The sequence below is a fragment of the Synechococcus sp. CS-603 genome, from assembly GCF_977929215.1.
In genome coordinates this window covers 925,883-950,697 of the sequence record NZ_OZ376778.1, presented here as the reverse complement: position 1 = coordinate 950,697, position 24,815 = coordinate 925,883, and the positions used below count along the sequence as shown (strand labels likewise).

At 66.0% G+C, this 24,815-nt stretch carries 23 protein-coding genes and 1 tRNA gene; 12 read left to right on the top strand and 12 right to left on the bottom strand.

What is annotated here, in order from left to right; translation table 11 throughout:
- Nucleotides 1-22 precede the first annotated feature (22 nt).
- The 5 genes from leuC to ACXMDM_RS04865 all read right to left on the bottom strand — a co-directional run bounded on the left by leuC (nucleotide 23) and on the right by ACXMDM_RS04865 (nucleotide 5,568).
- Nucleotides 23-1,474: a 3-isopropylmalate dehydratase large subunit gene (leuC, locus tag ACXMDM_RS04885; RefSeq protein ID WP_259723399.1), complete on the bottom strand. Its 1,452-nt coding sequence runs from the start codon at nucleotides 1,472-1,474 to the stop codon at nucleotides 23-25.
- 111 nt (nucleotides 1,475-1,585) lie between these two features.
- Entirely contained in the window at nucleotides 1,586-2,914 is a 1,329-nt protein-coding gene (locus ACXMDM_RS04880; RefSeq protein WP_083544642.1) for a competence/damage-inducible protein A, read from the bottom strand.
- On the bottom strand, nucleotides 2,907-4,037 hold the full coding sequence (locus ACXMDM_RS04875; protein ID WP_071800823.1) for a glycosyltransferase family 4 protein: 1,131 nt from the start codon (nucleotides 4,035-4,037) through the stop codon (nucleotides 2,907-2,909). The genes ACXMDM_RS04880 and ACXMDM_RS04875 overlap by 8 nt, the downstream gene beginning before the upstream one ends.
- Nucleotides 4,038-4,075: 38 nt before the next feature.
- A complete protein-coding gene (glyA, locus tag ACXMDM_RS04870; protein WP_071800822.1) occupies nucleotides 4,076-5,365 on the bottom strand; it encodes a serine hydroxymethyltransferase in 1,290 nt (429 codons plus the stop codon).
- Between the two features lie 129 nt (nucleotides 5,366-5,494).
- Nucleotides 5,495-5,568: transfer RNA gene (locus tag ACXMDM_RS04865), tRNA-Arg, on the bottom strand.
- A 107-nt stretch (nucleotides 5,569-5,675) separates the two neighbouring features.
- On the opposite strand from ACXMDM_RS04865, the gene ACXMDM_RS04860 reads away from it, so the two are divergent.
- The 3 genes from ACXMDM_RS04860 to ACXMDM_RS04850 all read left to right on the top strand — a co-directional run bounded on the left by ACXMDM_RS04860 (nucleotide 5,676) and on the right by ACXMDM_RS04850 (nucleotide 6,575).
- Nucleotides 5,676-5,927 (top strand): hypothetical protein, encoded by a 252-nt coding sequence (locus ACXMDM_RS04860; protein WP_259723398.1) that lies wholly within the window; start codon nucleotides 5,676-5,678, stop codon nucleotides 5,925-5,927.
- Between the two features lie 22 nt (nucleotides 5,928-5,949).
- Complete coding sequence (locus ACXMDM_RS04855) at nucleotides 5,950-6,240, top strand: DUF3181 family protein (RefSeq protein ID WP_259723397.1); 291 nt, start codon at nucleotides 5,950-5,952, stop codon at nucleotides 6,238-6,240.
- A 68-nt stretch (nucleotides 6,241-6,308) separates the two neighbouring features.
- Complete coding sequence (locus tag ACXMDM_RS04850) at nucleotides 6,309-6,575, top strand: cytochrome-c oxidase (protein ID WP_071800819.1); 267 nt, start codon at nucleotides 6,309-6,311, stop codon at nucleotides 6,573-6,575.
- On the opposite strand, the gene murJ is transcribed toward ACXMDM_RS04850, so the two are convergent.
- On the bottom strand, nucleotides 6,559-8,172 hold the full coding sequence (murJ, locus tag ACXMDM_RS04845) for a murein biosynthesis integral membrane protein MurJ (RefSeq protein ID WP_259723396.1): 1,614 nt from the start codon (nucleotides 8,170-8,172) through the stop codon (nucleotides 6,559-6,561). The genes ACXMDM_RS04850 and murJ overlap by 17 nt on opposite strands.
- A 75-nt stretch (nucleotides 8,173-8,247) precedes the next feature.
- Between murJ and sfsA the strand changes: the two genes are divergently transcribed.
- The 4 genes from sfsA to ACXMDM_RS04825 all read left to right on the top strand — a co-directional run bounded on the left by sfsA (nucleotide 8,248) and on the right by ACXMDM_RS04825 (nucleotide 12,637).
- Nucleotides 8,248-9,012 (top strand): DNA/RNA nuclease SfsA, encoded by a 765-nt coding sequence (sfsA, locus tag ACXMDM_RS04840; protein ID WP_259723395.1) that lies wholly within the window; start codon nucleotides 8,248-8,250, stop codon nucleotides 9,010-9,012.
- A gap of 130 nt (nucleotides 9,013-9,142) precedes the next feature.
- Complete coding sequence (locus ACXMDM_RS04835; protein WP_259723394.1) at nucleotides 9,143-10,585, top strand: ammonium transporter; 1,443 nt, start codon at nucleotides 9,143-9,145, stop codon at nucleotides 10,583-10,585.
- A gap of 112 nt (nucleotides 10,586-10,697) precedes the next feature.
- On the top strand, nucleotides 10,698-11,894 hold the full coding sequence (locus ACXMDM_RS04830) for a 4-hydroxy-3-methylbut-2-enyl diphosphate reductase (RefSeq protein ID WP_071800815.1): 1,197 nt from the start codon (nucleotides 10,698-10,700) through the stop codon (nucleotides 11,892-11,894).
- A gap of 140 nt (nucleotides 11,895-12,034) precedes the next feature.
- The gene (locus ACXMDM_RS04825) at nucleotides 12,035-12,637 is read left to right on the top strand and encodes a DUF1997 domain-containing protein (protein ID WP_259723393.1); all 603 of its coding nucleotides are present in this window, start codon (nucleotides 12,035-12,037) and stop codon (nucleotides 12,635-12,637) included.
- 91 nt (nucleotides 12,638-12,728) lie between these two features.
- Here ACXMDM_RS04825 and ACXMDM_RS04820 read toward each other — a convergent pair whose 3' ends face one another.
- Together ACXMDM_RS04820 and purH are read right to left on the bottom strand one after the other, a co-directional pair.
- Complete coding sequence (locus ACXMDM_RS04820) at nucleotides 12,729-13,187, bottom strand: DUF4079 domain-containing protein (RefSeq protein ID WP_071800814.1); 459 nt, start codon at nucleotides 13,185-13,187, stop codon at nucleotides 12,729-12,731.
- A 54-nt stretch (nucleotides 13,188-13,241) separates the two neighbouring features.
- Nucleotides 13,242-14,798: a bifunctional phosphoribosylaminoimidazolecarboxamide formyltransferase/IMP cyclohydrolase gene (purH, locus tag ACXMDM_RS04815; protein WP_071802103.1), complete on the bottom strand. Its 1,557-nt coding sequence runs from the start codon at nucleotides 14,796-14,798 to the stop codon at nucleotides 13,242-13,244.
- A gap of 59 nt (nucleotides 14,799-14,857) precedes the next feature.
- On the opposite strand from purH, the gene ACXMDM_RS04810 reads away from it, so the two are divergent.
- On the top strand, nucleotides 14,858-15,451 hold the full coding sequence (locus ACXMDM_RS04810) for an alpha/beta hydrolase (protein WP_259723392.1): 594 nt from the start codon (nucleotides 14,858-14,860) through the stop codon (nucleotides 15,449-15,451).
- A gap of 118 nt (nucleotides 15,452-15,569) precedes the next feature.
- Here ACXMDM_RS04810 and ACXMDM_RS04805 read toward each other — a convergent pair whose 3' ends face one another.
- A complete protein-coding gene (locus ACXMDM_RS04805; protein ID WP_071800812.1) occupies nucleotides 15,570-15,941 on the bottom strand; it encodes a DUF3155 domain-containing protein in 372 nt (123 codons plus the stop codon).
- 405 nt (nucleotides 15,942-16,346) lie between these two features.
- On the opposite strand from ACXMDM_RS04805, the gene ACXMDM_RS04800 reads away from it, so the two are divergent.
- Nucleotides 16,347-17,489 carry a sensor histidine kinase gene (locus ACXMDM_RS04800; protein WP_259723391.1) on the top strand — a complete coding sequence of 381 codons (1,143 nt, stop codon included), beginning with the start codon at nucleotides 16,347-16,349 and terminating at the stop codon, nucleotides 17,487-17,489.
- Here ACXMDM_RS04800 and ACXMDM_RS04795 read toward each other — a convergent pair.
- Entirely contained in the window at nucleotides 17,469-18,266 is a 798-nt protein-coding gene (locus ACXMDM_RS04795) for an adenosylcobinamide-GDP ribazoletransferase (RefSeq protein ID WP_259723434.1), read from the bottom strand. The two genes, ACXMDM_RS04800 and ACXMDM_RS04795, sit on opposite strands and share 21 nt — an antisense overlap.
- Before the next feature lie 120 nt (nucleotides 18,267-18,386).
- Between ACXMDM_RS04795 and tgt the strand changes: the two genes are divergently transcribed.
- Nucleotides 18,387-19,508 (top strand): tRNA guanosine(34) transglycosylase Tgt, encoded by a 1,122-nt coding sequence (gene tgt / locus ACXMDM_RS04790; RefSeq protein ID WP_259723433.1) that lies wholly within the window; start codon nucleotides 18,387-18,389, stop codon nucleotides 19,506-19,508.
- A gap of 51 nt (nucleotides 19,509-19,559) precedes the next feature.
- Entirely contained in the window at nucleotides 19,560-19,694 is a 135-nt protein-coding gene (locus ACXMDM_RS04785; RefSeq protein WP_370454099.1) for a photosystem II reaction center protein K, read from the top strand.
- A gap of 27 nt (nucleotides 19,695-19,721) precedes the next feature.
- On the opposite strand, the gene ACXMDM_RS04780 is transcribed toward ACXMDM_RS04785, so the two are convergent.
- Nucleotides 19,722-20,453 carry a WecB/TagA/CpsF family glycosyltransferase gene (locus ACXMDM_RS04780; protein ID WP_259723390.1) on the bottom strand — a complete coding sequence of 244 codons (732 nt, stop codon included), beginning with the start codon at nucleotides 20,451-20,453 and terminating at the stop codon, nucleotides 19,722-19,724.
- 96 nt (nucleotides 20,454-20,549) lie between these two features.
- Here ACXMDM_RS04780 and ACXMDM_RS04775 point away from each other — a divergent pair, with 96 nt between their 5' ends.
- On the top strand, nucleotides 20,550-23,828 hold the full coding sequence (locus ACXMDM_RS04775) for a glycoside hydrolase family 15 protein (RefSeq protein ID WP_399252854.1): 3,279 nt from the start codon (nucleotides 20,550-20,552) through the stop codon (nucleotides 23,826-23,828).
- Here ACXMDM_RS04775 and ACXMDM_RS04770 read toward each other — a convergent pair.
- Nucleotides 23,789-24,796 carry a Gfo/Idh/MocA family protein gene (locus tag ACXMDM_RS04770; RefSeq protein WP_071800806.1) on the bottom strand — a complete coding sequence of 336 codons (1,008 nt, stop codon included), beginning with the start codon at nucleotides 24,794-24,796 and terminating at the stop codon, nucleotides 23,789-23,791. The two genes, ACXMDM_RS04775 and ACXMDM_RS04770, sit on opposite strands and share 40 nt — an antisense overlap.
- Nucleotides 24,797-24,815: the final 19 nt, after the last annotated feature.

Genomic DNA, 24,815 nt, shown 5'->3' with positions numbered 1-24,815 from the left:
AGGGTGCGGGCAACAAACTGACTCAGGAAAGCGCTGGCTCCGGTTGGGCTGGCTCGGGGTGTGGCGGCGCCAGCAGCAGCTCGCGCACATCGGTGACGTGACCACGAACGGCCGCGGCCGCCACCATCGCCGGGCTCATCAACAGGGTGCGGCCAACGGCCGAGCCCTGGCGACCCTTGAAGTTGCGGTTGCTGGAGCTGGCGCTGATCTGGCGGCCTTCGAGGCGGTCCGGATTCATGGCCAGACACATCGAGCAGCCCGGTTCGCGCCACTCAAACCCGGCGGCGCGGAAGACCTGATCGAGCCCTTCGGCTTCAGCGGCGCGGGCCACCTGCTCAGAGCCAGGCACCACAAAAGCCTTGATTCCGCTGGCCACCGTTCGCCCCCGGGCCACGGCCGCAGCGGCGCGCAGATCACTGAGCCGACCGTTGGTGCAACTGCCGATGAAGCAGACATCCACAGGTAGACCGGCGATCGCAGCCCCCGGGGTGAGGTCCATGTAGAGGTAAGCCTGCTCGGCCAGGGGGCGCTCGTTGGGTTCGAGCTGCTCGGGGGTCGGCACGGCCTCATCGATGCCGATCCCCTGGCCGGGGGTGATCCCCCAGGTGACCGTGGGCGCCAGGGCCGAGGCATCGAAACGCACCTCGTCGTCGAAGTGGGCCTCAGGCCCGCTGGCCAGGCTTTGCCACCAAGCCACCGCCCGCTCCCAGTTCGCCCGGCTCGGAGCCATCGGCCTGCCGTGCAGGTAGGCGAAGGTGGTGGCATCGGGATTGACGTAGCCGCAACGGGCGCCACCCTCAATCGCCATGTTGCAGAGGGTCATGCGTTCCTCCATCGAGAGGGCTTCGATGGCCGGACCAGCAAATTCATAGGCATAGCCCACGCCACCTTTGACCCCGAGCTGGCGGATCATGTGGAGGATCAAGTCCTTGGCGTACACACCAAAAGGCAGCCGGCCTTCCACCCAGATGCGACGCACCTTGAGTTTGTCGATCGAAAGGCTCTGGGCCGCCAGCACATCACGCACCTGGCTGGTGCCGATGCCGAAGGCGATTGCTCCGAAGGCCCCGTGGGTGGAGGTATGGGAATCGCCACAGGCCACGGTCATGCCTGGCTGGGTGAGACCCAGCTCCGGTGCAATCACGTGCACAATCCCCTGACGGCCGCTGCCGATGCCGTGAAGGCGGATGCCGTGCTCCTCGCAGTGGCTCTCCAAGGTGGCCAGCATTGTTTCGGCCAGGGGATCAGCGAAGGGCCGCGCCTGGGAGGTAGTCGGCACGATGTGATCCACGGTGGCCACCGTCCTCTCCGGGTGGCGCACTCCCAGGCCCAGCTCCCGCAGGGCCACGAAGGCCTGGGGACTGGTCACCTCGTGGATCAGGTGCAGACCGATGAACAGCTGGGTGGCGCCGCCGGGCAGCTCAGCCACGCGGTGCAGATCCCAAACCTTGTCGTACAGCGTTCCGGAACTCACCGTGACCTCCGCCGATCCCAGCAGCCTAAAACCGAAGGGTGGGCGCGAAACGGCCGGCCGGCTCTCGCAGCAGGAGACCCGCACATCACCTGGGCTGCCGAGACGGGGGAATCAGCGGCTTGATCGGCCCAAGCGCAGGCGCAGTTGATTGAGGGCTTCGCCAACGCTGAGGGTCTGGATCCAGGCACGGCCGCGCCGGGCACCGAAGCGAACAGAAGCCGCCTCGCTGCCATCGGGGCCCGCCACGGCGAAGTGAACCTGCCCGACGGGCTTGTCGGCACTTCCGCCGCCAGGGCCGGCAATGCCGGTCACCGCCATGGCCCAGTCACTGCCCAGCCGGCGACGGACCCCTTCGGCCATCGCCAGCGCCACTGGGTCGCTCACAGCTCCATATGCCGCCAGGGTTCCCGCCGGCACCTCCATCAGCTCCTGCTTGATGCGGTTGCTGTAAGAAATCACGCCGCCAAGAAAAACATCGGAGGCCCCTGCCACCCCGGCCAGGGCAGCACCGAGGCCCCCACCGGTGCACGATTCGGCAACAGCGAGCGTCTGCCCCCGTTGACGCAGTAACTCCAGCACCACCGAGGCCAGGCTGTCGTCATCGGCGCCGAAACAGAGCAGGCCGGTGCGCTCGCGCAACTCCGCCTCCACCGGCACCAGCAGGCCCCGGGCTGCCGCGGCCGTGTCAGCCCGGGCAGTGAGTCGCAGCTTCACCTCACCGGCACCTGCATAGGGGGCCACGGTGGGGTTCTCCAGGGCCAGCAGATCGTCCACCTGCTCGGCCAGGCTGGATTCGCCGATGCCCCAGAAGCGCAGCAGGCGGCTCTGGAACACCCCACCGCCGAAGCCCTGCCCGCTCAGCCAGTCCACAGCGGTGCCATTCCACATCGCCCGCATCTCGGCGGGGACCCCCGGGAAGGTGAGCACGGTGAAGCCCGGTCGGGGGCTCCAGATCATTCCCGGCGCCGTACCGGTGGGATTGGGCAACACCTGGGCGCCGACGGGCAACAGCGCCTGCTTGCGATTGCTGGTCGCCACCGGGCGACCGCGGCCCGCGAGTTTGGCGCTGATGTCAGCCCAGATCTCGGGCCGCTCCTGCAACGGTGCGCCGAAGGCCGCGGCCAGCGCCTCGGTGGTGAGGTCGTCGGGGGTGGGGCCAAGGCCGCCGGTACACACCAGCAGGCTGCAGCGCTGGGCGCACTCGCGCACCACCTGGATCAGCCGCTCCCGGTTGTCGCCCACCACGGTCTGGCGGTAGTGGGGGAGGCCCTGGGCCGCCAGTTCCTCGGCCAACCAGCGGGCGTTGCCGTTGAGAATGGTGCCGAGCAACAGCTCGGTGCCGATGCAGAGAATCTCGGCAGCAAGGGCTCCTTTCGCGGCACTGCTGATCGCTGCACTGCTGGTTTCTGGAGACTCAGCGGAACAGCTGGGGTCAGCCATCGGCATCACCGGAGCATGGACGTTCGGAAACGCCCGCCACCAGGCGTTTCTGGCGGGAGCGCACCAAGGCCCCGATCAGCACCGCCGTGGCGATCGCCAGCCAGAGAAAGCGCATCTCCACATCGGCCACAACCAGAGCCAGGGCCGCCAGCCACTGGGTGAAGGCATAAATCAGCACAACGGTGCGGCGATGGCTGAAGCCGGCCCGCAGCAGCCGGTGGTGAAGATGGCGGCGGTCGGGGTAGAAGGGCGAGTGGCCCTCACTCAGCCGGCCCATGATCACCGCCGACATGTCCGCCAGCGGCAGCGAAAGAATCAGCAGGGGGAACAGCAGGCTGACGGTGGTGAGCCCCTTGGCGGGGCCCACGATGCTGATAGCCGCCAGGGCAAACCCGAGGAAATAGGAGCCGCCATCGCCCATGAAGATGCGGGCGGGGTTGAAGTTGTGACGCAGGAAGCCGAAACAAGCCCCGGCCAGGGCGGCAGCCAGCAGGCCAGCGGCGCTCTGCTGCAGGCTGAAACTCACCGACAGCAAGCCGATCGCGGCGATGCCACCCACACCGGCGGCCAGGCCATCGAGGCCATCGATCCAATTGATCGCATTGGTGATGCCCACCAGCCAGATCACCGTGGCCAGCAGGCTAAGCCCATCGGGCAGCACCAGGGCCGACCCTGGCAAGCCGACCAGACCGAGGGGAAGATCAATCCCGCCGATGCGCACCCCTTCGCTCCAGACCACCATCGCCACCGCCACCTGACCGGCCAGCCTGGGCAGGGGAGGCAGGGCGAAGAGGTCGTCGGCAAGGCCGATCACAAAGAAGCAGAGAGCTCCGGCCAGGGTCGTCCAGATCAGTTCATCCTTGGCCGGCGCCAGGCTGCCGAAGCCACCGAGAAACCAAGTGATCGCCAGGGCCAGGGAAAAGCCGGCCACCATGCCGACACCACCGAGCCGAACCATCGGGACGGCGTGCTGCTTGCGCGGATCGGGGGTGTCAATCAGGCCATAGCGCAGGCCCAGACGCCGGACCAGCGGAACGATCAGGGCCGTGAGCACGGCGGCAATGCCGAACGTGACGACAGCCACTTTGAGCGGACTGCCGAACAGATCGGCCGGGCTGGTCATAACCGATCAGCTTGTGAGCGACAGCTTAGGGATGGGGGTCAGACCATCTGGGCGACCTTGGACGGCCCATAGAGGGGGGAACGGTCACACAAGGCCTTGACCCGCTCGCGGCAACGCAGCTCGACGACGGCATCGGCGGGCTTCTGCAGGCGATCAGCAATCACCTCGGCCACCTCCTCGAAGGCTTCGGTATCGAAACCTCGTGTCGTCAGGGCGGCGCTACCAATGCGCAGGCCACTGGTCACGAACGGGGATTCAGGGTCAAAGGGAACGGTGTTTTTATTGGCGGTGATGTTCACATCGCTCATCAGCAGATCAGCCACCTTGCCGGTCAGGCCGACCGAACGCAGATCGATCAGAACCAGGTGGTTATCGGTGCCACCGGAGACGACCCGCAGGCCGCGCTCGATCAGCCGCTCAGCCAGGGCCTGGGCGTTGGCCACCACCTGCTGGCTGTAGGCCCGGAAGCCTGGCTGGAGCGCCTCTCCGAAGGCCACCGCCTTGGCGGCCACCACATGCTCCAGCGGCCCCCCTTGGCTGCCGGGAAACACCGCTTTGTCGAACTGGCGGCCGAAGTCGGCGTCGTTGGTGAGGATCAAGCCGCCGCGGGGCCCACGCAGGGTCTTGTGGGTGGTGGTCGTGACCACATGGCAATGGGGAATGGGGCTGGGGTGCACCCCAGCGGCGACCAGGCCGGCGATGTGGGCCATGTCCGCCAGAAGGTAGGCGCCGACCTCGTCGGCGATGGCGCGGAAGGCCGCGAAATCAATCGTGCGCGGGTAGGCCGAGTAGCCACAGATGATCAGCTTGGGGCGGTGCTCCAGGGCCAGCTGACGGATCACGGCAAAATCCAAATGCTCGGTGTCGGGCGAAACGCCGTAGTGGACCGCCTTGAACCACTTGCCTGACACATTCACCGGCGAGCCATGGGTGAGATGGCCCCCGTGCGAAAGATCCATCCCCAGGATCGTGTCACCGGGCTGGAGCAGGGCCAGAAAAACGGCGAAATTGGCCTGGGCGCCGCTGTGGGGCTGCACGTTGGCCCAGGCGGCCCCGAACAGCTGGCGGGCCCGGGCGATCGCCAGCTCCTCGATCGCGTCAACGTGCTCACAGCCGCCGTAGTAGCGCTTGTGGGGCAAGCCTTCGGCGTACTTGTTGGTGAGCACCGATCCCTGGGCCTCCATCACCGCCCGCGAGGTGAAGTTCTCGCTGGCGATCAATTCGAGATGGTGCTGCTGCCGCTCGCCCTCCTTGGCGATCAGGGCCGCGATGGCGGGATCGCCGGCCGCGAGGGACTGGTTCAGGGCGGCACCGGTGAAATCCGTCATCGCTGCAAGTCAAGGCGCTAGTGGCTCATCGTAAGAAGCGACGAACGCAAGCAACGACGAACAACCGTGGCCGTGGACGAACAAACCGTGGCTGATCAATAAAAAACCGCCCCTGGGGACGGTTGAAAGCGCGCCTGGAGAGATTCGAACTCCCGACCCTCTGATCCGTAGTCAGATGCTCTAATCCGCTGAGCTACAAGCGCTTGAACCGACATTCTCACCGCACGGGGGTGCCATCCGTCAACTGCCCTGACGTTTCGACAGAAGGAGAGAATGGATCCAGCGTCTGGGGGCCTTGCTCCTTTCCTCCATGCCAATCCGCTGGTACGGGCCCGCCGACCCCGCCGATCCCACCTATCGCCACTTCGAGCGGGTCGTCAACCTCTGCGTCCATGGCGGGGTGTTCGCCGCCTTCAACAGCGGCCTCTGGTTCCTGCAGGGGCTGCGCCATCCCTTCCAGCACCTGGGCTTGCTGACGCTGGCCTGGGCCGCTGCTCTGCTGATGCATCTTCTCATCGTGTTGCGACTACATGCGAAGTCGGCACCAGTGGCTCCATCCTGAGGAAAGGATCGCAACTGCAACCTTGAGTTTGACGACAAGCCAATTCCAAGAGCTCTCGCTGGCTCTGGCCGACCGCCTCTACATCCAGATCGCTGGCTGGCACCTCTACCTGGGGGACGCCGGACTGGCCGATCCGCTGGCGATCGAGTGCGCCGCCCGGATCGATCAGGGCGCTGGGATCTGCGCACGCCAGGCCCTCGAAGCCCTTCAGGTGCCGATCGGCGGAGGGCCCGGCCGCGTGCCGTTGGCCCGGTTGATTCCGGCGGGCCAACTGCGGGATCTCGAAGACATCCTCGAATCCTTCTGCTCCTAAGCGGTTGTGCAGGGGGACCAACAGGCGCACCAACTGGCGCATAGTGTTGCCCCTCCCGCAGGCGCTGGATGCTGGTCATCGAGGTCACCAATGCCCGTGAGGTGGTGAGCCAGCGCATGGGCAAGCTGGGCGGGCGGCTGATCGGCAAGGTGGTCGATGCCGAAGCCCAGGTCGAGAAGGCCCTGATCCAGGAATTGGAGACAGCTTTTCGGGAATTCGGCATCGAGGCGAAGATCTATTCCCTTGATGGTCCGGTGATGCTGGGCCGCAACCACCTGGAGATCCCTGTTCACGTGCGCGAAGAACGGCAGGTGCGGCTCAAGAACGACGGCTGAGCCGTTGCCGGATCTGTTGGCTGAGCTGCTGGGCTTCCGGCACCCCGGCGGCGGTGGCCAGCAGGCCATACAGTCCCATGCCGAGGCCGGCGCTGAGGCCACCCTGCAGCAGCAGGCCAGGCAGCCCGGCCGGCCAGCGCACACCGTTCGACAAGATCCAGGCGGCCAGACCGGCCACAAGCGCCGCTCCCATCAGCAGGGCCGTGTCGCTGGCCCAGCGGCGCAGGGGGAGCTCGCCGAGACGCTTGCGCAGGGCCAGCAGCAGGGCGACGCAGGTGATCAGGTTGACGGCCACGGTGGCCAACACCAGACCGGGAGCTCCAAAATTCAGGGCGCTCAGCTGCAGCCCCCAGGGCGTCGGGCCGCCGACGAGAACCCAGTCGAAGATCACGTTGAAACCGATCCCGGCCATCGAAAAGCGAAACGGCGTCACGCCATCACCCAGGGCATAGAACACCCGCACCAGCACATCGCGCCCCAGATAGGCCGGCATCCCCAGTCCGTAGGCCATCAGCAGACCACCGACCAGGGCGGCGGCCTGGCTGTCGAAGGCCCCCCGCTCGTAGACGAGGGCGACGATCGGGCCGGCCAGGCCCACCATCAAGGCGCCGAGCGGCAACATGCTGGCGTTGGAAAGCATCAGGCCCTGGCGGATGCGGCCCACCAGTGCCGGCCGATCGGCGGGAGCCGTGAGCCGGGCGAACACCGGCAGCAGGGGCACCAGCAGCACGTTCGAGAGCAGGCCCAGCGGGGTCTGCACCAGCAGATTGGCGTAGCCGAGGCCGGCGGCGGCTCCAACGATGCCGGAGGCGAAGAACAGATCGGTGAACACATTGATCTGCAGCATTCCCGAGGAGAGTGTGGCCGGGCCCATCACCTGCAGCACCTCACGAACGCCGGGATGGTGCCAGTCCCAGACGAACCGGAAGCGATGCAGGCCCTGCTTGGCGAGCGCCGGCAGCTGGATCAACCACTGCAGCAAGGCTCCGAGCGTGGTGGTGCCGGCCAGGACGACCCCGCCGAGCAGCGCCGTGGCGGGCAGGCTGATGGCGGCGCCCTGTTGCCACCAGAGCAGGCCGATTCCAGCGATCATCGCCAGGCTGGAGACCAGCGGGCTGACGGAGGGCAGCCAGAAGACATCGGCCGCGTTGAGGGCGCCGAAGCCAAGACCGATCAACCCCGCGAACAGGGCCATCGGTGCCATCCAGCGCAACTGCAGAACGGCAATGGCATGGCGATCAGCCCCGAGCCCCGGCCCCACCAGGGTGATTAACGGATCGGCCGCGACCACCAGCAGGATCGTGACTCCGAGCAATCCGACCCCCACCAGGGTGTTGATCGCAGCTAGCACGTGGGCCCCTTCCTGGCGGGGACGGCGCGCCAGCACGCTCACCATGGCGCTGTGGAACGGACCGTTGATCCCCCCCAGCAGGATCAACAGAAACCCCGGCAGCACGTAGGCGTAGTTGTAGGCGTCGTAGGCGGCCCCGACCCCGAAGGCGGCGGCGATCACCTGCTGTCGCACCAGGCCGGCCACCTTGCTCAAGGCGGTGGCCATGGCCACGATCAGGGCGATCCGCCTCAGGGTTTTCGCCATCCAGTCGCTGCCGAAGCCGCATCGCCGGCTGATTCTCCCCTCTGGCGGTGCAGCATGGTCTGCCGGCCTTGCAGCATGCCCACCCAGATCCTCTGGCCCCAGAACCTGGTCGAAGGGGTGTTGCTGAAGCGGTACAAACGTTTTCTGGCCGATGTGGAGCTGGCAGGCGGGCAGGTGGTGACCTGTCACTGCCCCAACACCGGGCCGATGACCGGGGTACTCAAGCCCGGCAGCCTGGTGCGGCTGCGGCACGACCCGCGGCCGGAACGCAAACTCGACTGGACCTGGGAGCAGGCCCAGGTGGTGGGCGCCGATGGCCAGAGCGGTTGGGTGGGGGTGAACACGGCCCTGCCGAACCGACTGGTGCGGGGCACGATCGAGGCAGGCTGCCTGGAGCCCTGGCTGGGCCCGATCGAGACGATCAGGGCCGAGGTTCCCTATGGCGCCAACCGTCGCAGTCGCATCGACCTGCTGCTGAGCCCGCCTGCGGCGGCGGCTGACCCCCGGCCGATCTACCTGGAAGTGAAGAACACCACCTGGAGCCAGGGGGATCTGGCCCTGTTCCCCGACACCGTCACTGAGAGGGGCCAGAAGCACCTGATCGAACTGGCCGCCCTGATCCCAACGGCGCGGGCTGTGCTGGTTCCATGCCTGAGCCGCTGGGATGTGAGCCGATTCGCCCCCGGGGATTCCGCCGATCCCCGCTATGGGGAGCTGTTCCGCGAGGCCCTGGCCCAAGGGGTGGAGGTGCTGCCTTGCCGCTACCGCTTCGAGGCCACGGCCGTGACCTGGCTGGGGGTAGCGCCGGTGCTGCCGAGAGGTCCCAAGATTCCAACCTGAACGAAGTTTTCAGAGCTTCTGTAGCGGATGCGACCTGAGAAAGGGACACTTGCGAGCACTTTTAGCCACGATGGAACGCTTTTTCAGGCGTTGCAATGTCCACATGCCGTCCTCTGCGATCAATCGCTCCATGACAGTCGCTCTCCATGCTCCTCGCCGGCCCAAGCCACGGCGGCCGAAGGACACCAGCCTGCTTGAGGCTCCTTCCCTGCTGTTTGGCCGCATCAAGGGCCTGAAAGATCAGGGCACCCTGACCTGGCTGGCCTGTGTGCCCCTCGCCCTCTTCGGGCTTGGAGTCTTCAATCTTTCGGCCCATGCCGCTGAATTACCGGAGCTGACACCAGTCTTCCTGATCAACAACCTGTTCATCTTCGTTGCAGCGATCCTCGTCATTTTCATGAATGCGGGCTTCGCCATGGTCGAAGCCGGGATGTGCCGGCAGAAGAATGCTGTCAACATCCTTCTCAAGAATCTGATTGTCTTTGCGCTTGCCGCAACGGCCTATTGGTTCGTTGGCTACTCAATCATGTATGGCAACGCCGTTATCGGCGGCTGGCTGTTCTTCAAAGGCATCTTCTTTGATCCTGCGGTAACCCCGGAGATGGTCACAGACGGTTCCCTGGTTCCGACTGTTGATTTCTTCTTCCAGGTTGCCTTCGCCGCCACCGCCGCCACGATCGTTTCTGGCCTTGTTGCCGAGCGCATCAAGTTCAGCGCCTTTGTGGTGTTCTCGTTGGTTCTGGTCGGTCTGCTCTATCCCATCGCCGGATCGTGGCAGTGGAATGGTGGCTGGCTGAGTGAGATGGGCTTCATTGACTTTGCCGGCTCCTCGATTGTTCACTCCTTTGGTGCCTGGGCCGGCTTGGTCGGCGCGATCATTCTCGGCCCCCGCATCGGCAAGTTCGTCAATGGCAAAACCCAGGCCCTGCCTGGACACAGCATGGCCATTGCCACGCTGGGTTGCCTGATCCTCTGGATCGGCTGGTACGGCTTCAACCCGGGTTCGGTGTTGGCGATGGATCAGACCGTCCCCTACGTGGCCGTCACCACCACCCTCGGTGCAGCCGGTGGTGCCATCTCCGGAACCCTGGTGTCCCAGATTCGCGGCGGCAAACCTGACCTGACGATGACCATCAACGGCATCCTTGCCGGTCTGGTGAGCGTCACGGCCGGTTGCGATGGTTTCTCCATGGCCGGTGCCTGGATCGCCGGCTTCATCGGTGGTGGCCTGGTGGTCTTCTCCGTGGCGATGCTCGATTCGCTGAGTATCGATGATCCCGTGGGTGCCTTCTCCGTTCACGGCACCTGTGGCATGTGGGGAACCCTGGCTGTTGGCCTGTTCAACAAGGACAAAGGCCTGCTCTACGGCCATGGCTTTGGCCAGTTTGGCTATCAGATCGTTGGAGTTCTGGCCTACGGCATCTTCGCCGTTGTCACCTCCTGGATCCTCTGGTCGGTGCTTTCGGCGGTCTCCGGAGGTATCCGGGTGAGCGAATCGGAAGAAACCGAGGGCCTCGACATCAGCGAGCACGGCATGGAGGCTTATCCCGATTTCGTCTCCTCTGTGGGCTGATCGGATCCACCCCTGTTTGGCTTCTTGCACCCACGGCTTCGGCCGTGGGTTTTTTTTGCGCCAACCGCTGGGCTTGGCCCATAGAGTCAGCGGACATTGAGACGGCGTTGCCATGGACACCCGCGCCTTCAAACGCTCGCTGCACCATTCCGAGCGCTACAACCGCCGCGGCTTCGGTCGGGCTGAAGAGGTGTCCGGAAACCTGGAGGAGGCCTATCAGAGCGAACTGATCGCCACCATCCGTGAAAACGGCTACGAACTGCGCCATGGCCGGCTCACGATTCGACTGGCCGAAGCCTTCGGCTTTTGCTGGGGTGTGGAGCGGGCCGTGGCCATGGCCTACGAAACCCGACGTCACTTCCCCACCGAACGGATCTGGATCACCAACGAGATCATCCACAACCCCTCGGTGAACGACCATCTGCGCGAGATGAACGTGATGTTCATCCAGGTCGAAGATGGGGTCAAGGATTTTTCAGAGGTGGGCGTCGGTGATGTGGTGATCCTGCCGGCCTTCGGCGCCACGGTGCAGGAGATGCAACTCCTCAACGAGCGGGGCTGTCACATCGTCGACACCACCTGTCCCTGGGTGTCGAAGGTGTGGAACACGGTGGAGAAGCACAAGAAACATGCCTTCACCTCGATCATCCACGGCAAGGTGAAGCACGAGGAAACCCTGGCCACCAGTTCCTTCGCCGGAACCTATCTGGTGGTTCTCGGCCTGACCGAAGCCCAGATGGTCTGCGACTACATCCTCGGCAAGGGCAATCGCCAAGCGTTCATCGAGCATTTTGCCAAAGCCTGCTCGCCCGGTTTCGACCCCGACCGAGACCTCTCCAGGGTTGGCGTGGCCAATCAGACCACCATGCTCAAGAGCGAAACGGAGGAAATCGGCCGGATGTTCGAGCGCACCATGCTGCAACGCCATGGCCCGGTCGCACTGAACGAGCACTTCCTCGCCTTCAATACGATCTGCGACGCCACCCAGGAACGTCAGGACGCCATGTTCTCCCTGGTGGACGAACCGCTTGATCTGATGGTGGTGATCGGCGGTTACAACTCCTCGAACACCACCCACCTCCAGGAGATTGCGATCAGCCGGGGCATCCGCTCCTTTCACATCGATACGCCGGAGCGGATCGGTCCTGGCAACCAGATTGAGCACATGCCCCTGGGCGGCGATCTTGAATCGGTCACCCCATTCCTGCCCGCCGGCCCGCTGCGGGTGGGCATCACCTCTGGGGCCTCCACCCCCGACCGGGTGGTTGAAGACGTCATCCGCCATCTGATGGACCTGTGCGACAACTGATCGCTGTCACAGCGGCGCCAACTCGGCTGGCTTTTGACACCTAGATTGGGATTGCCCTCATTGATCTGCTCTCCTGGCCGGGCAAGGGGGGAAATCGGAGTCTTTTGTCCATCGCCCATCCCCGCATTCCATCCGCCACCGTGGCCAGTGCCCGGCTACGAGACGGGTCCGATCCGCGCGTGCGCTGCTACAGCAGCCAGTTCGCCGACCTGATGGAAATGCGCTCGGAGGCACCGCTGGTTGCCAACTACCTCGACCACCACGACGGCTGGTTCCGCCGCTGCGCCGCCCCGATGAAGGTGCTGTCGATCGGCCAGAACGGCTATGCCCTGACCCTGGGTCGTTTCGGGAATTTCGGCTTTGAGGTCGAACCCACGATCGCCCTGGAGTTGCTGCCCCAGAGCGAAGGGATTTACCGCATCGTCACCGTCCCGTTGGCCGATGGCGATCCCTCACTCCAGGAGATCTACGACGTGGATTTCAAGGCCACGTTGCAGCTTGAGCGGCTGGAGCTTGAGCACGGGCCTGGCACCCAGGTGTGCTGGGAACTCGACCTGAGTGTCTGGATTCGCCTGCCTGCCGTGATCGGTCTGCTCCCAGATGGCCTGGTGCAGTCAAGTGGAGACCATTTGCTTCGCCAGATCGTGCGTCAGGTCTCCCGCAAACTCACCTGGAAGGTTCAGGAAGATTTTCACGCCAACCACAACCTCAGCTGCCCGCCAAGGCGCCGGGCTCACTTCTGAACGCGGAGCCGGCCATCGCGGACAGCCTGTTGTGGCTTGTGGCCACCAGGCAGGGCTTGATCCTGCTGAGTCTTGATCCGGCTGATGAATGTCAGCGATTGACCCAGATCTTGTTGACGATCTGAACCCCGCTGACGGCCTGCCAGAGGAACAGGCTCATCACCGTCATATTCAGGCCCACGTGGACCTTACGGGCGATCAGATTGCCGCGCTGCATCCAGGGGGAGAGGGAGGCGGCCACGGCGATCAGGCCCACCATCGAGAGGCCTGCCAGCAGGTGGGGGCCAACGAACAGCTTGCCGTTGTTCAAGTAAGTGACGGCCATGCCACCAAAACTGCCCAGCACCATCACCGCCAGCACCAGACTGCCGATCACGTAGTGGCGCTGGGCGTACTTGCCTTTGATCAGTTCCTTGCGTTGTTCAAGCTCGGCCGTGCGGGTTTTCTTCGCCTTGATGCCCAGGAAAAGGGCATAGCCCGAGAGGGCCAGCAACGACCACATCAACAAGGGATGGAGGAAGTTGAGGTTGAAGGCGATGGCGTCTGGCATGGAGAGGTGGGGCGTTGCTAGCGAAGTTACAACTGGCACGCACCCCTGCGCCGCTTAATGCAGGAAATGGCGGCGGCCTGTGACGATCATGGCCAGATCGTGGTCGTCACAGGCCGCGATCGATTCGCCGTCGCGCTTGCTTCCTCCCGGCTGAATCAGCGCGGTGATCCCATGGCTGGCCGCCAGCTGCGCGGTATCAGCGAAGGGGAAGAAGCCATCACTGGAGAGCACGGCGCCCCTTGCCTGCTCACCGGCCGCTTCCAGGGCCAGCCGGGCGGAGCCCACCCGGTTCATCTGGCCGGCACCGATCCCCAGGCTGATCCCGCCCCGAGCCACGGCGATCGCATTGGAGCGCACATGGCGCACCAGGCGCCAGGCAAAGCGCAGGTCGTCGCGTTCGGCGCTGCTCGGCGCCCGGCGGCTGACCACCTGCCAGCTGTCCTCGGAGGCGGATTGGTCGTCGAGCTCCTGCTCCAGCACCCCACCGAGCACGCTGCGCAGCTGGCGGCGGGAGGCCCGCTGAATCAGGGTGGCGCTCAGTTCCAGCAGCCGCAGATTGGCCTTGCTCGCCAGCAGCGCCAGGGCTTCGGCGCTGTAAGACGGGGCCACCACGCATTCGAGAAACAGGCCGCTGAGCAGGCGGGCGGCCTCCAGCTCCACCGGACTGTTGACGGCCACGATGCCGCCGAAGGCCGAGACCCTGTCGGCATCGAGGGCCCGGCTGAGGGCCTCGATGCCGTCAGCGCCGATCGCCACACCGCAGGGGTTGGTGTGCTTCACCACCACCGCCGCCGGCTGGCCTCCCTGAGGCAACGGCACGCCGTAGCCGAACTCACGCACGGTGGCCAGGGCAGCGTCGAGGTCGAGCAAGTTGTTGGTGCTGAGCTCCTTGCCCTGCAGCTGGCGGGCGGCGCCCCAGCCAGCGTCCGGGGCGCTGTACCAGACGGCGCTCTGGTGGGGATTTTCGCCGTAGCGCAGGGTTTGCCGGGCCGGCAACTGGAGCTGCAGGGGCGGAGCGGCCGCGCTGGCCAGCTGGGATTCGAGCCAGCCACTGATGGCCGCGTCATAGGCGGCGGTGTGCCGGAAGGCCTCGAGGGCCAGCTGGCGGCGGAAAGCCTGATCAAGCCGCCCCTCCGCCAGGGCGGCGAGAAACGGTCCGTACTGCTCGGGGCGGGTGAGAACGGCCACATCGACATGGTTCTTGGCCGCGGCCCGCAGCATCGCCGGGCCGCCGATGTCGATGGTTTCGATCGCCTGCTCCCAGTCCACGGCCGGATCGGCCACCGTGGCCACAAACGGATAGAGGTTCACGACCACCAGGTCGATCAAGGGAATGGCCTGGGCCTGCAGGTCGGCCTGATGACCCGGGTCATCGCGTCTGGCCAGGATGCCGCCATGGATGCGGGGGTGCAGGGTTTTGACGCGCCCACCGAGGATCTCAGCGGATCCGGTGTGATCGGCCACCCGCGTCACCGGCAGGCCAGCCGCCGCCAGCACCGAAGCGGTGCCACCGCTGGAGAGGAGCTGGTAGCCGTGGCTGCGGTGGAGCGCTTCAGCCAGGGCCACGACCCCTTCCTTATCCGACACACTCAGGAGGGCCGTGGGTGGCATGGCGATCGCCGAACTGAATCGCCACAACCTACCCAGAGCTCCCATTTGCTTCCCTCCCCATGACCCAGGACCAGCTGCAGCAAGGCCCCGCCGACGCCAAACAGCGCCTTGTGCTCCTGCATGGCTGGGGCGCGGACGCCGACGACCTGCTCGATCTCGGCGAAGAACTGGGAGGGCCGGCCGTGGCCCTTGTGGCTTTACGAGCTCCGGAGCCCCATCCCCACGGGGTGGGCAGGCAGTGGTACGACCTGCAGCAACCGGAATGGCCAGGGCTGCCGCCCGCCCGTATGGATCTGCGCCAGCGGCTGCTGGTGCTCGCGGAGTCGATTCCGCTAGAGGCCACCGTGGTGCTGGGCTTTTCCCAGGGGGCGGCCATGGCCCTCGATGTGGCTAGCGGCCTGCCGCTGGCCGGCCTGATCGCCTGCAGCGGCTATCCCCACCCCGGCTGGGCCCCACAAGCACCGCTGGCCCGGGTGTTACTCACCCATGGCGAACAAGACCCGGTGGTGCCGGTGGCAGCGAGTGAAGAGGTGCTGCGCCAGTTGCGTGAAGCGGGCGGCAGCGCCGAGCTGCTGCGCTTCAGCGGTGGACACACGATCGACGTCGGCCTGTTTCCGATGCTGCGGACGTTCCTGAAGGAACAATTGCCGTGAGCGAAGGAGTGGCCTTGAACAAGCAAGCCAGGCTTAGATCGGCCACCCCAAGCACCCCGGAGCCGGGATGAACCGGCAAGAGGATGATTGGGCCTGCTTCGGCATCAGGCCTTCGGCGTCAAACGAAGGCGTATTCGTACTCTTCCATTTCTTCCCAGTCGTCGGAGCCGGTGGGCTCAAGGCCGGCAAAGAGCGCGTCTTCACCGATCTGATCCACGATCAGCCGCAGGGAAGGGAACAGAAAGTGATTCTCCTCAGCGTATTGGGCGCTGAACAGGCCCTTTTCACCCCAGAAAAAACGATCCGTGGTGTGCTCGTTGCGGCGCACATTCAGCAAGGCCGGGGGCTGCAGGCCGGATTCGGCGATGAACCGACGGGCGGCCGTGACCGGCTTGTGTTCACCAGTTTCAAGGTTATGGGTGGGAATGTGGGCGAGCACGCGCTGACCGGCAAGACGACGGCGGCTGATCCGCTTGCGCTTCTTTGACATGAAACCACTCCCAAAGGGGAGGAGGATGAGGATGGGTAGGAAAATGGCGGGCCAGGGGCGAGCCAAAGCGGCGGCACACTCAAAAGGAGCATGCTTGCCAACTCCCAAACAACTTTCTGCCGGGTGGAGGAGATAACAGAGGATCACCCGGATAAGGGACTCTCTGCAACCAGGCCAACAGTGACGCGATGGCCTGAAAACAGGCCATCGAACAACAGAGGGACGTGTCTGCCTCTGCTGTAACCTCAGCTGCAAGGGGATGCAACGAAGGCCGCCTCTGCTTCGCTTGGTGATCCGGCTCCCGGAGTGCGAAGTATTGGTCGATACTCAAATATTACGCCTTTTTTACTGGATCCCAACATCCGAGCGCAAATTTCACGGTTTCAGCGTCAAGCCCAGTCACCGATGGAGATCTCCGCCCGCTTCCTGACCTTGCTCGGCCATCAGCTGGCCCAGTTCTCCGACCGTCCCGACCTTCGCTCTCTGGTGGTTTACCTCGCCTTGCCAGGGGGCGATGGCAAACCCGGCCTGATTCCCGTCGGCCACTGGCCCCGCGACGATCGGATTCTGCCGGCCGTTGACGAGGACCGCAGCCTGCAACTGCCCAGCGCCGAGCGGCGTTGGCTGCCCTTGCGTCAGGACCGACTGCTGCTGGGAGCCCTGCGGGTGGAAACAGCCCAACTTCCCTGGCCACCGAGCCTGAGCGTCCGTCTCCAGGCGGTGGCGCACTGCCTGACCGAAGCCCGCTGCTTTGACCTCGACAATCAGCGCCTGCAGGGTCAGCTGGAGGGCCAGGACCGGGATTTGCGGTTGCTCGTGCACCAGCTCCGCAATCCGCTGGCTGCCTTGCGCACCTTCGGCCAACTGTTGAAACGGCGACTGGAACGTGATCCCGAGAACCGTTCCCTCGTCGACGGCCTGCTGGAGGAAGAACGCCAGCTGAATCGTTACGTCGACGCCATCGACAGCCTGGGGAGCCGCCTGGAGCTGGACTCGGTGAGCGCCGAGCCCCACCCCCTGCTGCTGCCCCCCTCGCTGAGCTCCGGGCAAGCGCAGCCTCTGCAGGAGCGCCTGGACCCCTTGCTGCAGCGGGCAGCGGCCACCGCGTCCTTGCAGGACCGCGACTGGTTCGGGCCCGGGTGGCGTCCCGACTGGAGCGGCGACAGCGGAGCCGTGGCTGAAATCCTGGCGAATCTGCTTGAAAATGCCTTCCGCTACAGCCCGAAAGGCAGCGCCGTTGGACTCCACTGCAGCCAGCCAGCTAGCCAGAACGACAGCCAGTCAGGCAGGCTTCGCCTCACGGTCTGGGATGGGGGGCCGCCAATCGGCCTCAACGAGCGAGAGGCGATCTTCGAGCGAGGGGTCCGAGGCGCAACGTCGGAGGGGCTCTCGGGAACGGGGGTGGGCCTCGCCCTGGCCAGGCAGCTGGCCCACAGCTTGGGTGGTGAACTGCAGCTGATCCAGCCCCCCCAGGCCGTTGCTGCGGACCTGCCCGGCGAGGGGAATGCTTTCTGCCTCAGCCTGCCCTCAGATCAGCCAGCCCGCTGAGATCACCAGGGCCATCAGCAGCAGGGCCAGGGTGTCGGTCCACTCAACGCAGGCCCCATAGCTGTCGCCGCTGTGGCCGCCCAGCCGCCGGCCCAGCCAGAGCGGCACCAGCAGCGCCGGAAGCAGCCCCAGCCAGCCTTGCCAGAACCACCCCAGCGGCCCTGCCCCCTGGAGCGCCAGTGCGGCCAGCAGCAGTAACGAGGGACGCAACTCCCGGCCGATGCCGAGCCAGTGGCGGCGATGAAAGCCAGCGGTGCCGTCCTGGCGCAGATAGGGGAAGGCCCCAATCGCCAGCAGCGGCGCCATCCGTCCCCAGACCGCTGACCAGATCAACACCTGCGCCACCACTGCCGCAGAGGCGGCCGCCGCCAGGCTCAGCAGGGCGGCGGCCCGCAGCAGTAGCAGCAGCGTGAAGGCCAGCACACCACTGGCCCCCACCCGGCTGTCGTCCATCGCCTCAAGCGAGCGTTCACCGGCAGCGAGACCATCGGCGGTGTCCATCACCCCATCGACGTGAAGGCCGCCGCTGAGCCAGAAGCCCAGGGCCAGCACCAGGGCCACGCGGGCCTCCGCAGGCAGCCAGAGGGCGGTGCCCCCCCAGAGCAGGGCCTGCAAGCCACCCAGCACCAGCCCGATCCAGGGCGCAAAACGGGCGATGCGCTCGAAGCGCGGCTGCAGCCTGGGCCAGGGCGGCAGCACGCTGTAGAAGACCCAGGCTCCAGCAAGATCCCGCAGCCATCCAGGGGCGCGTGCACGGCCGGAAGAGGGAGGCGTCACGGGCGGAGCGGGAATCACCGGCGGGGCAGGCGTGAGGGGCACCCCTTAAGTTCAACCCACCGTTGAGCGAACCCATCCTTGTCACCCCCTGGGGCAGGGGCCAGTCGATCGACTCCGGCCATTCCTTTTCATTACGAGCGCACCGCCTCCTGCCGGCACACCCAGGCACGCTGCGGCAGGTTTCACACCCCCCACGGCGTGATCACGACGCCACGCTTCATGCCGGTGGGCACCGCGGCCACCGTCAAGGGGGTCAGCGCCGATCAATTAGCCACCACCGGCGCCCAGATGGTGCTGGCCAACACCTATCACCTGCACCTCCAGCCCGGCGAAGCGGTGGTGGCGGAAGCCGGCGGACTGCACCGTTTCATGGGCTGGCCCGGGCCCCTGCTCACCGACTCGGGCGGGTATCAGGTGTTCAGCCTGGGGGCGCTCAATCGCATCGACGACCACGGCGTTGTCTTCCGCTCCCCCCGCGACGGCGCTCGGATCACGCTGACGCCGGAGCGCTCCATGGAGATTCAGATGGCCCTGGGGGCCGATGTGGTGATGGCCTTTGACCAGTGCCCTGCCTATGGGGCCAGCGAAGCCGAGGTGGCCGTGGCCTGTCGGCGCACCCAGGACTGGCTGGAGCGCTGTGCGGCCGTCCACACCCGCGCCGACCAGGCCCTGTTCGGCATCGTCCAGGGCGGCCTCTATCCCCTGTTGCGGGAACAATCCGCCAGGGCCGTGGCGGCCATGGACCTGCCGGGCATCGCGATCGGCGGGGTCAGCGTCGGTGAACCGGTGGAGGAGATGCACCGAATCGTTCGCCAGGTCACCCCGTTGCTGCCGGAGCACAAACCCCGCTACCTGATGGGCATCGGCAGCCTGCGCGAAATGGCCATCGCAGTGGCCCAGGGGATCGACCTGTTCGACTGCGTCCTGCCGACCCGACTGGGACGCCACGGCACCGCCCTGGTGGGAGGGGAACGCTGGAACCTGCGCAATGCCCGCTTCCGCCACGACCACACACCCCTCGATGCCAGCTGCCCCTGCCTGGCCTGCCGGACCCACAGCCGCGCTTACCTCAGCCACCTGATTCGCAGCGATGAAATGCTGGGCCGCACCCTGCTGAGCCTGCACAACCTCACCCACCTGATCCGCTTCACCACGGCGATGGGCCGCGCCATTGACGAGGGTTGTTTTGCAGAGGATTTCGCTCCCTGGGAGCCTGGCTCTGCGGCGGCCCACACGTGGTAGCGTCCGATTTGATCTTGTTTCTAAGCACCAGGAATGGCAGTTTTCACCGGCATGGCTGTGTTGACGCTGGCCCAGCTTCCTGAGGCGTATCAGGCCTTCGGCCCGCTGGTCGACATCCTGCCGATCATTCCGCTCTTCTTCCTGCTGCTGGCCTTCGTCTGGCAAGCCTCCGTCGGCTTCCGCTGAATCTCGAATCAGCCGCAGGCTTCACGCTCACCCACCGCGGAGCACCGCCCAGGCAAACGCGGGCAGTGACAGCATCCGCCGCCAGCGGTGAGGTTCCTGATAGAGCCGGTACAACCATTCGATCTGCAGCGCTCCCATCCAGGCGGGGGCTCTTTTTTTTGTACCTGCCCAGACATCGAAACTTCCGCCCACCCCCATCCACAGACCAGGCTGGCTCCGATGCATGCGTTGGATCCAGGTTTCCTGGCGAGGCACACCCAGGGCCGCCAGCACCAGATCAGGCCTGGCGGCCAATAAGCCCTGTTCGAGGGCCGGCCAAGCCTCCGCCTGCTGGTAGCCATCGCTGGTGAAGACCAGATTCAGGCCCGGCCAGCGGGCGCGCAACCGCTCCACCAGGGCCGCCATCACCGCCGGGCTGGCCCCCACCAAGGCGACGCGCCAGTTGGCAGCAGCGGCATGGCCGAGCAGGCGGTGGGCCAGTTCAATGCCGGGGCTGCGTCGCACCCGATCGCCCTGCCGAGCCAGCGCCCAGACCACCCCGGCCCCATCGGGGATCACGAGCTCGGCCGCCTCGATCACGGCCCGGAGCGCCGGGGTCTCCAACGCCGCCATCGTCATCTCAGCATTGAGCGTGACGATCTGACCGCCGCCCCTGTCCTGGAGGGCGAGGGCAGCCTCGAAGACATCGGGGCAGACATGCACTGGAACGCCAAGCACCCGGCTTCTGGGTGCCGGAGCCTGAACCGATTCCGTCGCCATCGCTGCTGAGGGCCGCGTTTACGGCAGGGGAGAATCTACGGAGACTACCGGCGACATTCGCGCCGGTATCCATCGATCCGGGAGTTCAGCGGCAGGATGACAGACCCAGGCAGAGGCAACGATCAAGGGCCCCGGGTTCTGGCCGATGCCGAAGCCCAGGCGATGCTTCAGCTCCTCGATGGCCAGATCGAGCGGGCCGTGCTGGTGCGTCAACACCCGATCAGCGGCCTGCTGCCGGCCAGCACCGCCAACACCGTCCATGGCAATTACGGCGATGCCTGGGTCCGCGACTGCGTGTATTCGATTCAATGCGTCTGGGGGCTGGCCCTGGCACACCGCCGCCTCAATGGAGCCAGCCAGCGGGTGTTCGAGCTGGAGCAGCGAGTCTTGATGCTGATGCGTGGCCTGCTGGTCGCGATGCTGCGCCAGGCCGACAAGGTGGAGCGCTTCAAAAACAGCCTCGATCGAGGCGATGCGATCCACGCCAAATTCGACACCTGCCGGGGCGAGCCGGTGGTGGCCGATGACGGCTGGGGGCACCTGCAGCTCGATGCCACGGCCCTCTATCTGCTCCAGCTCGCCCAGCTCACCAAGTCCGGACTGGTCGTGGTTCAGAGCCACCACGAACGGGATTTCCTGCAGAACCTGGTGTATTACGTGGCCCGGGCCTACCGGGTGGCCGATTACGGCATCTGGGAGCGGGGCGACAAGGGCAACCATGGCGAGCCAGAGCGCAACGCCAGCTCGATCGGCCTGGTCAAGGCGGCCCTGGAGGCCCTCGATGGGCTCGATCTCTATGGCCCCCATGGCGACGGGAGCTGCTGCCTGCACATCCCCCAGCCGCCGGTGATGCGCCTGCGCCGCGCTCTCCAGGCCCTGCTGCCGCGGGAGTCGGCCAGCAAGGAGGTGGACAGTGCCTGCCTCTCGGTGATCGGCTACCCCGCCTGGGCCGTTGAAGATCCCCTGCTGGTCGAGCGCACCAGGGACAAGATCCGGCGGGAGCTCGGGGGGTTCTATGGCTACAAACGCTTTCGTCGCGATGGCCACCAGACGGTGGTGGAAGACCACCACCGTCTCCACTATGAGCGGGAGGAACTGGCCCAGTTCGAAGCGATCGAATGCGAGTGGCCGCTGTTCTTCGCCTATGAGCTGGTCACTGCCTGCTGTGAATCGCGCTGGGAGGAAGCCTGGAGCTGGCGGCGGCGGCTGGAGGCGGTGAGCCTGGAGGTGGACGGCCTGCCGCTCCTGCCGGAGCTCTATCTGGTGCCGCAGGAGTCGATCGAGGCGGAACGGCTCCAGCCCGGCAGCCAGGCGCGGATCGCCAATGCCAACGTTCCCCTGCTCTGGACCCAGAGCCTCACCTGGCTGGGTGATCTGCTGCTCAACGGGCTGATCAAACCCGAAGACATCGATCCCATTGGCCGTCGCCACCCGATCCAGCCCGGCGCCGAGCAACTGCTCGTCGCCCTGGCACCCGCCAATGCCTCGATCGCCGCAGCACTGGAAGCGGCAGGCCTGCCGGTGAGCGGCGCAGAGAGCGTGACGGAGGAAGACTGGGCTGGCGGGGCCAGGCCGGTGCGGCTGGCGGGCTCCCGCGATCTGGCCGCCCGCATGGCCGAGGTGGGCGCCAACGCAAAGCTCGGCCTCAGCGGCCATCCACCTGTTCGCATGGAGACCATGGCCACGGCACGGGTCTACCACGACAGCGCCGGCCTGATCGCCTTCCTGCCGGCGGTGCTGGAGGAAGGCACTTTTTACCTCGTCGATGACCCGGAACAGCTCGGTGACACCGTGATCGGTGAGTTGCGCCTGCTCCAGCGCCACTGGCGCGGATCCGGGCAGCCGTTGCTGGTCATCCCAGTGGCGGCAGGGCCGTTCCAGCGCGATCCGGAGGCCATCCTTCGCCTTGGCCATGCCCTCGCCAGCGGCTGCATCGAGGGGGTGCCGGTGCGGCTGGATCGGCTCGAAGCGCTCAGCGCCTGGGCCTGCTGGGTGGACCTACCGGCCCAGGCGATCGGCAGCTCCGCAGCCTCGATCGCCGCCACCCCGATGCTGCCGAGCAGCAGCCACCACCCGCTCACCATCGAGCAGGAGCAGGAGCTCGAAGAGATCCCGATCGCCGACCTGGCGGAGCGGCTCTGGGGAAGCACCTCCTTGAGCGAGCAGGCGGAGCTGCTCGAACAGCTGGTGCGACGCCTCGGTCAGAACGCGATCCTGCAGGGACCATCGCAGGGAGGACCGGTGCGGTTGCAGGCCCTGGTGGAGGAGATCTACCGCCGCAGCCTGGGCGAATCCGACTGGTCGGTGGTGCGCCGCTGCGCCGGCCTGATCGACCTGGTCCACCCCCAGCTCGAAGATGCCATGACCGACCTGCTGGTGCGCCAGAAACAATTGGTGGTGGGCCGCAACTACACCCACGACTCGCTGATCACCCAGCCCCAGGGCAGCGCGACGATCGCCGCCATGATCCGCCGCTTCAGCGGCGAAGACGGGCGCGAATGGATGCTGCAACAGGAGCTGCTGCTGGCCTTGGACGGCCTGGCTCGGCTGGAACCTGCCCTGCTCAGCGGCAGCCTCACCCTGCAGCTGGGTCAGTTGCTACTGCTGCTCACCGGTGAATTGGCCGCCGAGCAGGACCTCAGCCCCGGCGACGCCTTCGAAGCGCTGTGCAGCCTGCCCCCGCACGCGATCCGTCGCCGCCTCCGGGCCGTGCTGGCCGATGTGGACCATGCCCGCGATGCCCTGCGGCGCAAGGAACAGCTCCACCTCAGCGGCCGGGTCCGCTGGGACGTACCGGTGGCACTCGAAACCCTGCCAAGCGGGGAAACCCGCTGGCTGCAGCACCGCCAGCGGCTCGGGGCCCTGCAACGGGTCCCCCGCGATTTCTATGCCGGTGTCTGGGATCTGCTCCACCACTGCCGCGGCCTGGTGATCGGCGACAAACTGGAACGCCGTAATCGGCTAGAGAGCGCCCCTCTGATCTCCGAGAAAACCCCCGGTGAGCGCAACTTCGCCGCCCTGGTGGAGCATCTGCTCAGCAAGATCGAAGCTCCCGAATATCGGCGGCTCTGCTGCGAGACCCTGCTTTCCCTGGTGGCCTTCGTGGGGGCCAATCCTGAGGTTCGCTTCGATGACAACCTGGCCCTTGACGTGGTGATCGGCCACGCCGTCCGCGTCGGTTGGCAGCAGGACCACGGCGACAGCAGCGCCGAAGCCTACGGACTGCACAAAGCGGAGGCCTGGGACAGCTTCTACCGCGCCTCACCGGCCAGCTGCCGCCGCTGGCAGATCCTGGCCCTGCGTGATCTCACCAAGGGAATCGAATCAGGCCCCGTTCAGATCGGGGCGTCAAGCGTCATGCAGAGCGAGGGCTGATCGACGGCCTGCTCGATCAAGTTGGCCAGCAACAGGGCCCTGGAGGCCTGCTGGCCATTCACCGCCGGAATCTCGCAGCCGCGCACGCATTGCAGGAAGTGCTCCAGCTCGGCATAGAGGGGTTCGATCGAGGTGGTGCTCACCTCTTCGATGAAGCCGTCGTTGCGGTAGAGGAGATCGCCGTGGTCGGCAGACACCGTTTCGTGGGTGCGGCGATGAATATGGAGGCTGCGGTTGAGGAAATCGGTTTCCACCAGGCTGGCCCGGCAGTGGGCGCTGAGGCTGCGGATCTTGCGGTGAGCCATCTTGCTGGCCGTCAGGCTGGCCACCACACCGTTGTCGAAACCTAGAGAGGCATTGACGTAGTCGATCGGGCCCTCGGCGCTGCGACCACCGACCGCCGCCAGCCGCACCACCGAAGCCTGGGCGAGCTCGAGCACCAGATCGATGTCATGGATCATCAGATCCAGCACCACCGACACATCGTTGGCGCGATCGGCATGGGGGCTGTGCCGGCGTGCTTCGAGCACCACCACCTCCTCATCGGCCACCACCTTGAGCAACTCCCGGAAGGCGGGATTGAAGCGCTCGATGTGGCCCACCTGCAGCTGGCGCTGGGCGACCTCGGCAGCCTGGATCAGCTCGGTGGCCTCCTCCTGGTTGGCGGCGATCGGCTTTTCGATCATCACGTGCACGCCGGCCCGCAGGCAGGCCATGCCGACCCGATGGTGCAACAGGGTCGGAACAGCGATGCACACCGCCTCGACATGGGGCAGAAGGGCTTCGAAGTCGGAAAACCAGCGGCAGCCGAACTGCTCGACCGCCAGTTGCCCGCGACGCTCGTTGAGGTCGGCAACACCGACCAGTTCGCCATCGCGCAACAGGCTCAGGACGCGGGCGTGGTGCCAGCCCATGTTGCCGATGCCGATGACGCCCACCTTGACCGGTTCGATCGGAACGGTGGTCATCGCATCCCCAGCACTCGCG

Excerpts from the sequence above, each read along its gene's own strand:
- ACXMDM_RS04880 (WP_083544642.1), bottom strand. The coding sequence starts at position 2,914 with ATGGCTGACCCCAGCTGTTCCGCTGAGTCTCCAGAAACCAGCAGTGCA.
- ACXMDM_RS04875 (WP_071800823.1), bottom strand. The coding sequence starts at position 4,037 with ATGACCAGCCCGGCCGATCTGTTCGGCAGTCCGCTCAAAGTGGCTGTC.
- glyA (WP_071800822.1), bottom strand. The coding sequence starts at position 5,365 with ATGACGGATTTCACCGGTGCCGCCCTGAACCAGTCCCTCGCGGCCGGC.
- ACXMDM_RS04860 (WP_259723398.1), top strand. The coding sequence starts at position 5,676 with ATGCCAATCCGCTGGTACGGGCCCGCCGACCCCGCCGATCCCACCTAT.
- ACXMDM_RS04850 (WP_071800819.1), top strand. The coding sequence starts at position 6,309 with ATGCTGGTCATCGAGGTCACCAATGCCCGTGAGGTGGTGAGCCAGCGC.
- murJ (WP_259723396.1), bottom strand. The coding sequence starts at position 8,172 with ATGGCGAAAACCCTGAGGCGGATCGCCCTGATCGTGGCCATGGCCACC.
- sfsA (WP_259723395.1), top strand. The coding sequence starts at position 8,248 with ATGCCCACCCAGATCCTCTGGCCCCAGAACCTGGTCGAAGGGGTGTTG.
- ACXMDM_RS04835 (WP_259723394.1), top strand. The coding sequence starts at position 9,143 with ATGACAGTCGCTCTCCATGCTCCTCGCCGGCCCAAGCCACGGCGGCCG.
- ACXMDM_RS04830 (WP_071800815.1), top strand. The coding sequence starts at position 10,698 with ATGGACACCCGCGCCTTCAAACGCTCGCTGCACCATTCCGAGCGCTAC.
- ACXMDM_RS04820 (WP_071800814.1), bottom strand. The coding sequence starts at position 13,187 with ATGCCAGACGCCATCGCCTTCAACCTCAACTTCCTCCATCCCTTGTTG.
- purH (WP_071802103.1), bottom strand. The coding sequence starts at position 14,798 with ATGCCACCCACGGCCCTCCTGAGTGTGTCGGATAAGGAAGGGGTCGTG.
- ACXMDM_RS04810 (WP_259723392.1), top strand. The coding sequence starts at position 14,858 with ATGACCCAGGACCAGCTGCAGCAAGGCCCCGCCGACGCCAAACAGCGC.
- ACXMDM_RS04805 (WP_071800812.1), bottom strand. The coding sequence starts at position 15,941 with ATGTCAAAGAAGCGCAAGCGGATCAGCCGCCGTCGTCTTGCCGGTCAG.
- ACXMDM_RS04800 (WP_259723391.1), top strand. The coding sequence starts at position 16,347 with ATGGAGATCTCCGCCCGCTTCCTGACCTTGCTCGGCCATCAGCTGGCC.
- ACXMDM_RS04785 (WP_370454099.1), top strand. The coding sequence starts at position 19,560 with ATGGCTGTGTTGACGCTGGCCCAGCTTCCTGAGGCGTATCAGGCCTTC.
- ACXMDM_RS04780 (WP_259723390.1), bottom strand. The coding sequence starts at position 20,453 with ATGGCGACGGAATCGGTTCAGGCTCCGGCACCCAGAAGCCGGGTGCTT.
- ACXMDM_RS04775 (WP_399252854.1), top strand. The coding sequence starts at position 20,550 with ATGACAGACCCAGGCAGAGGCAACGATCAAGGGCCCCGGGTTCTGGCC.
- ACXMDM_RS04770 (WP_071800806.1), bottom strand. The coding sequence starts at position 24,796 with ATGACCACCGTTCCGATCGAACCGGTCAAGGTGGGCGTCATCGGCATC.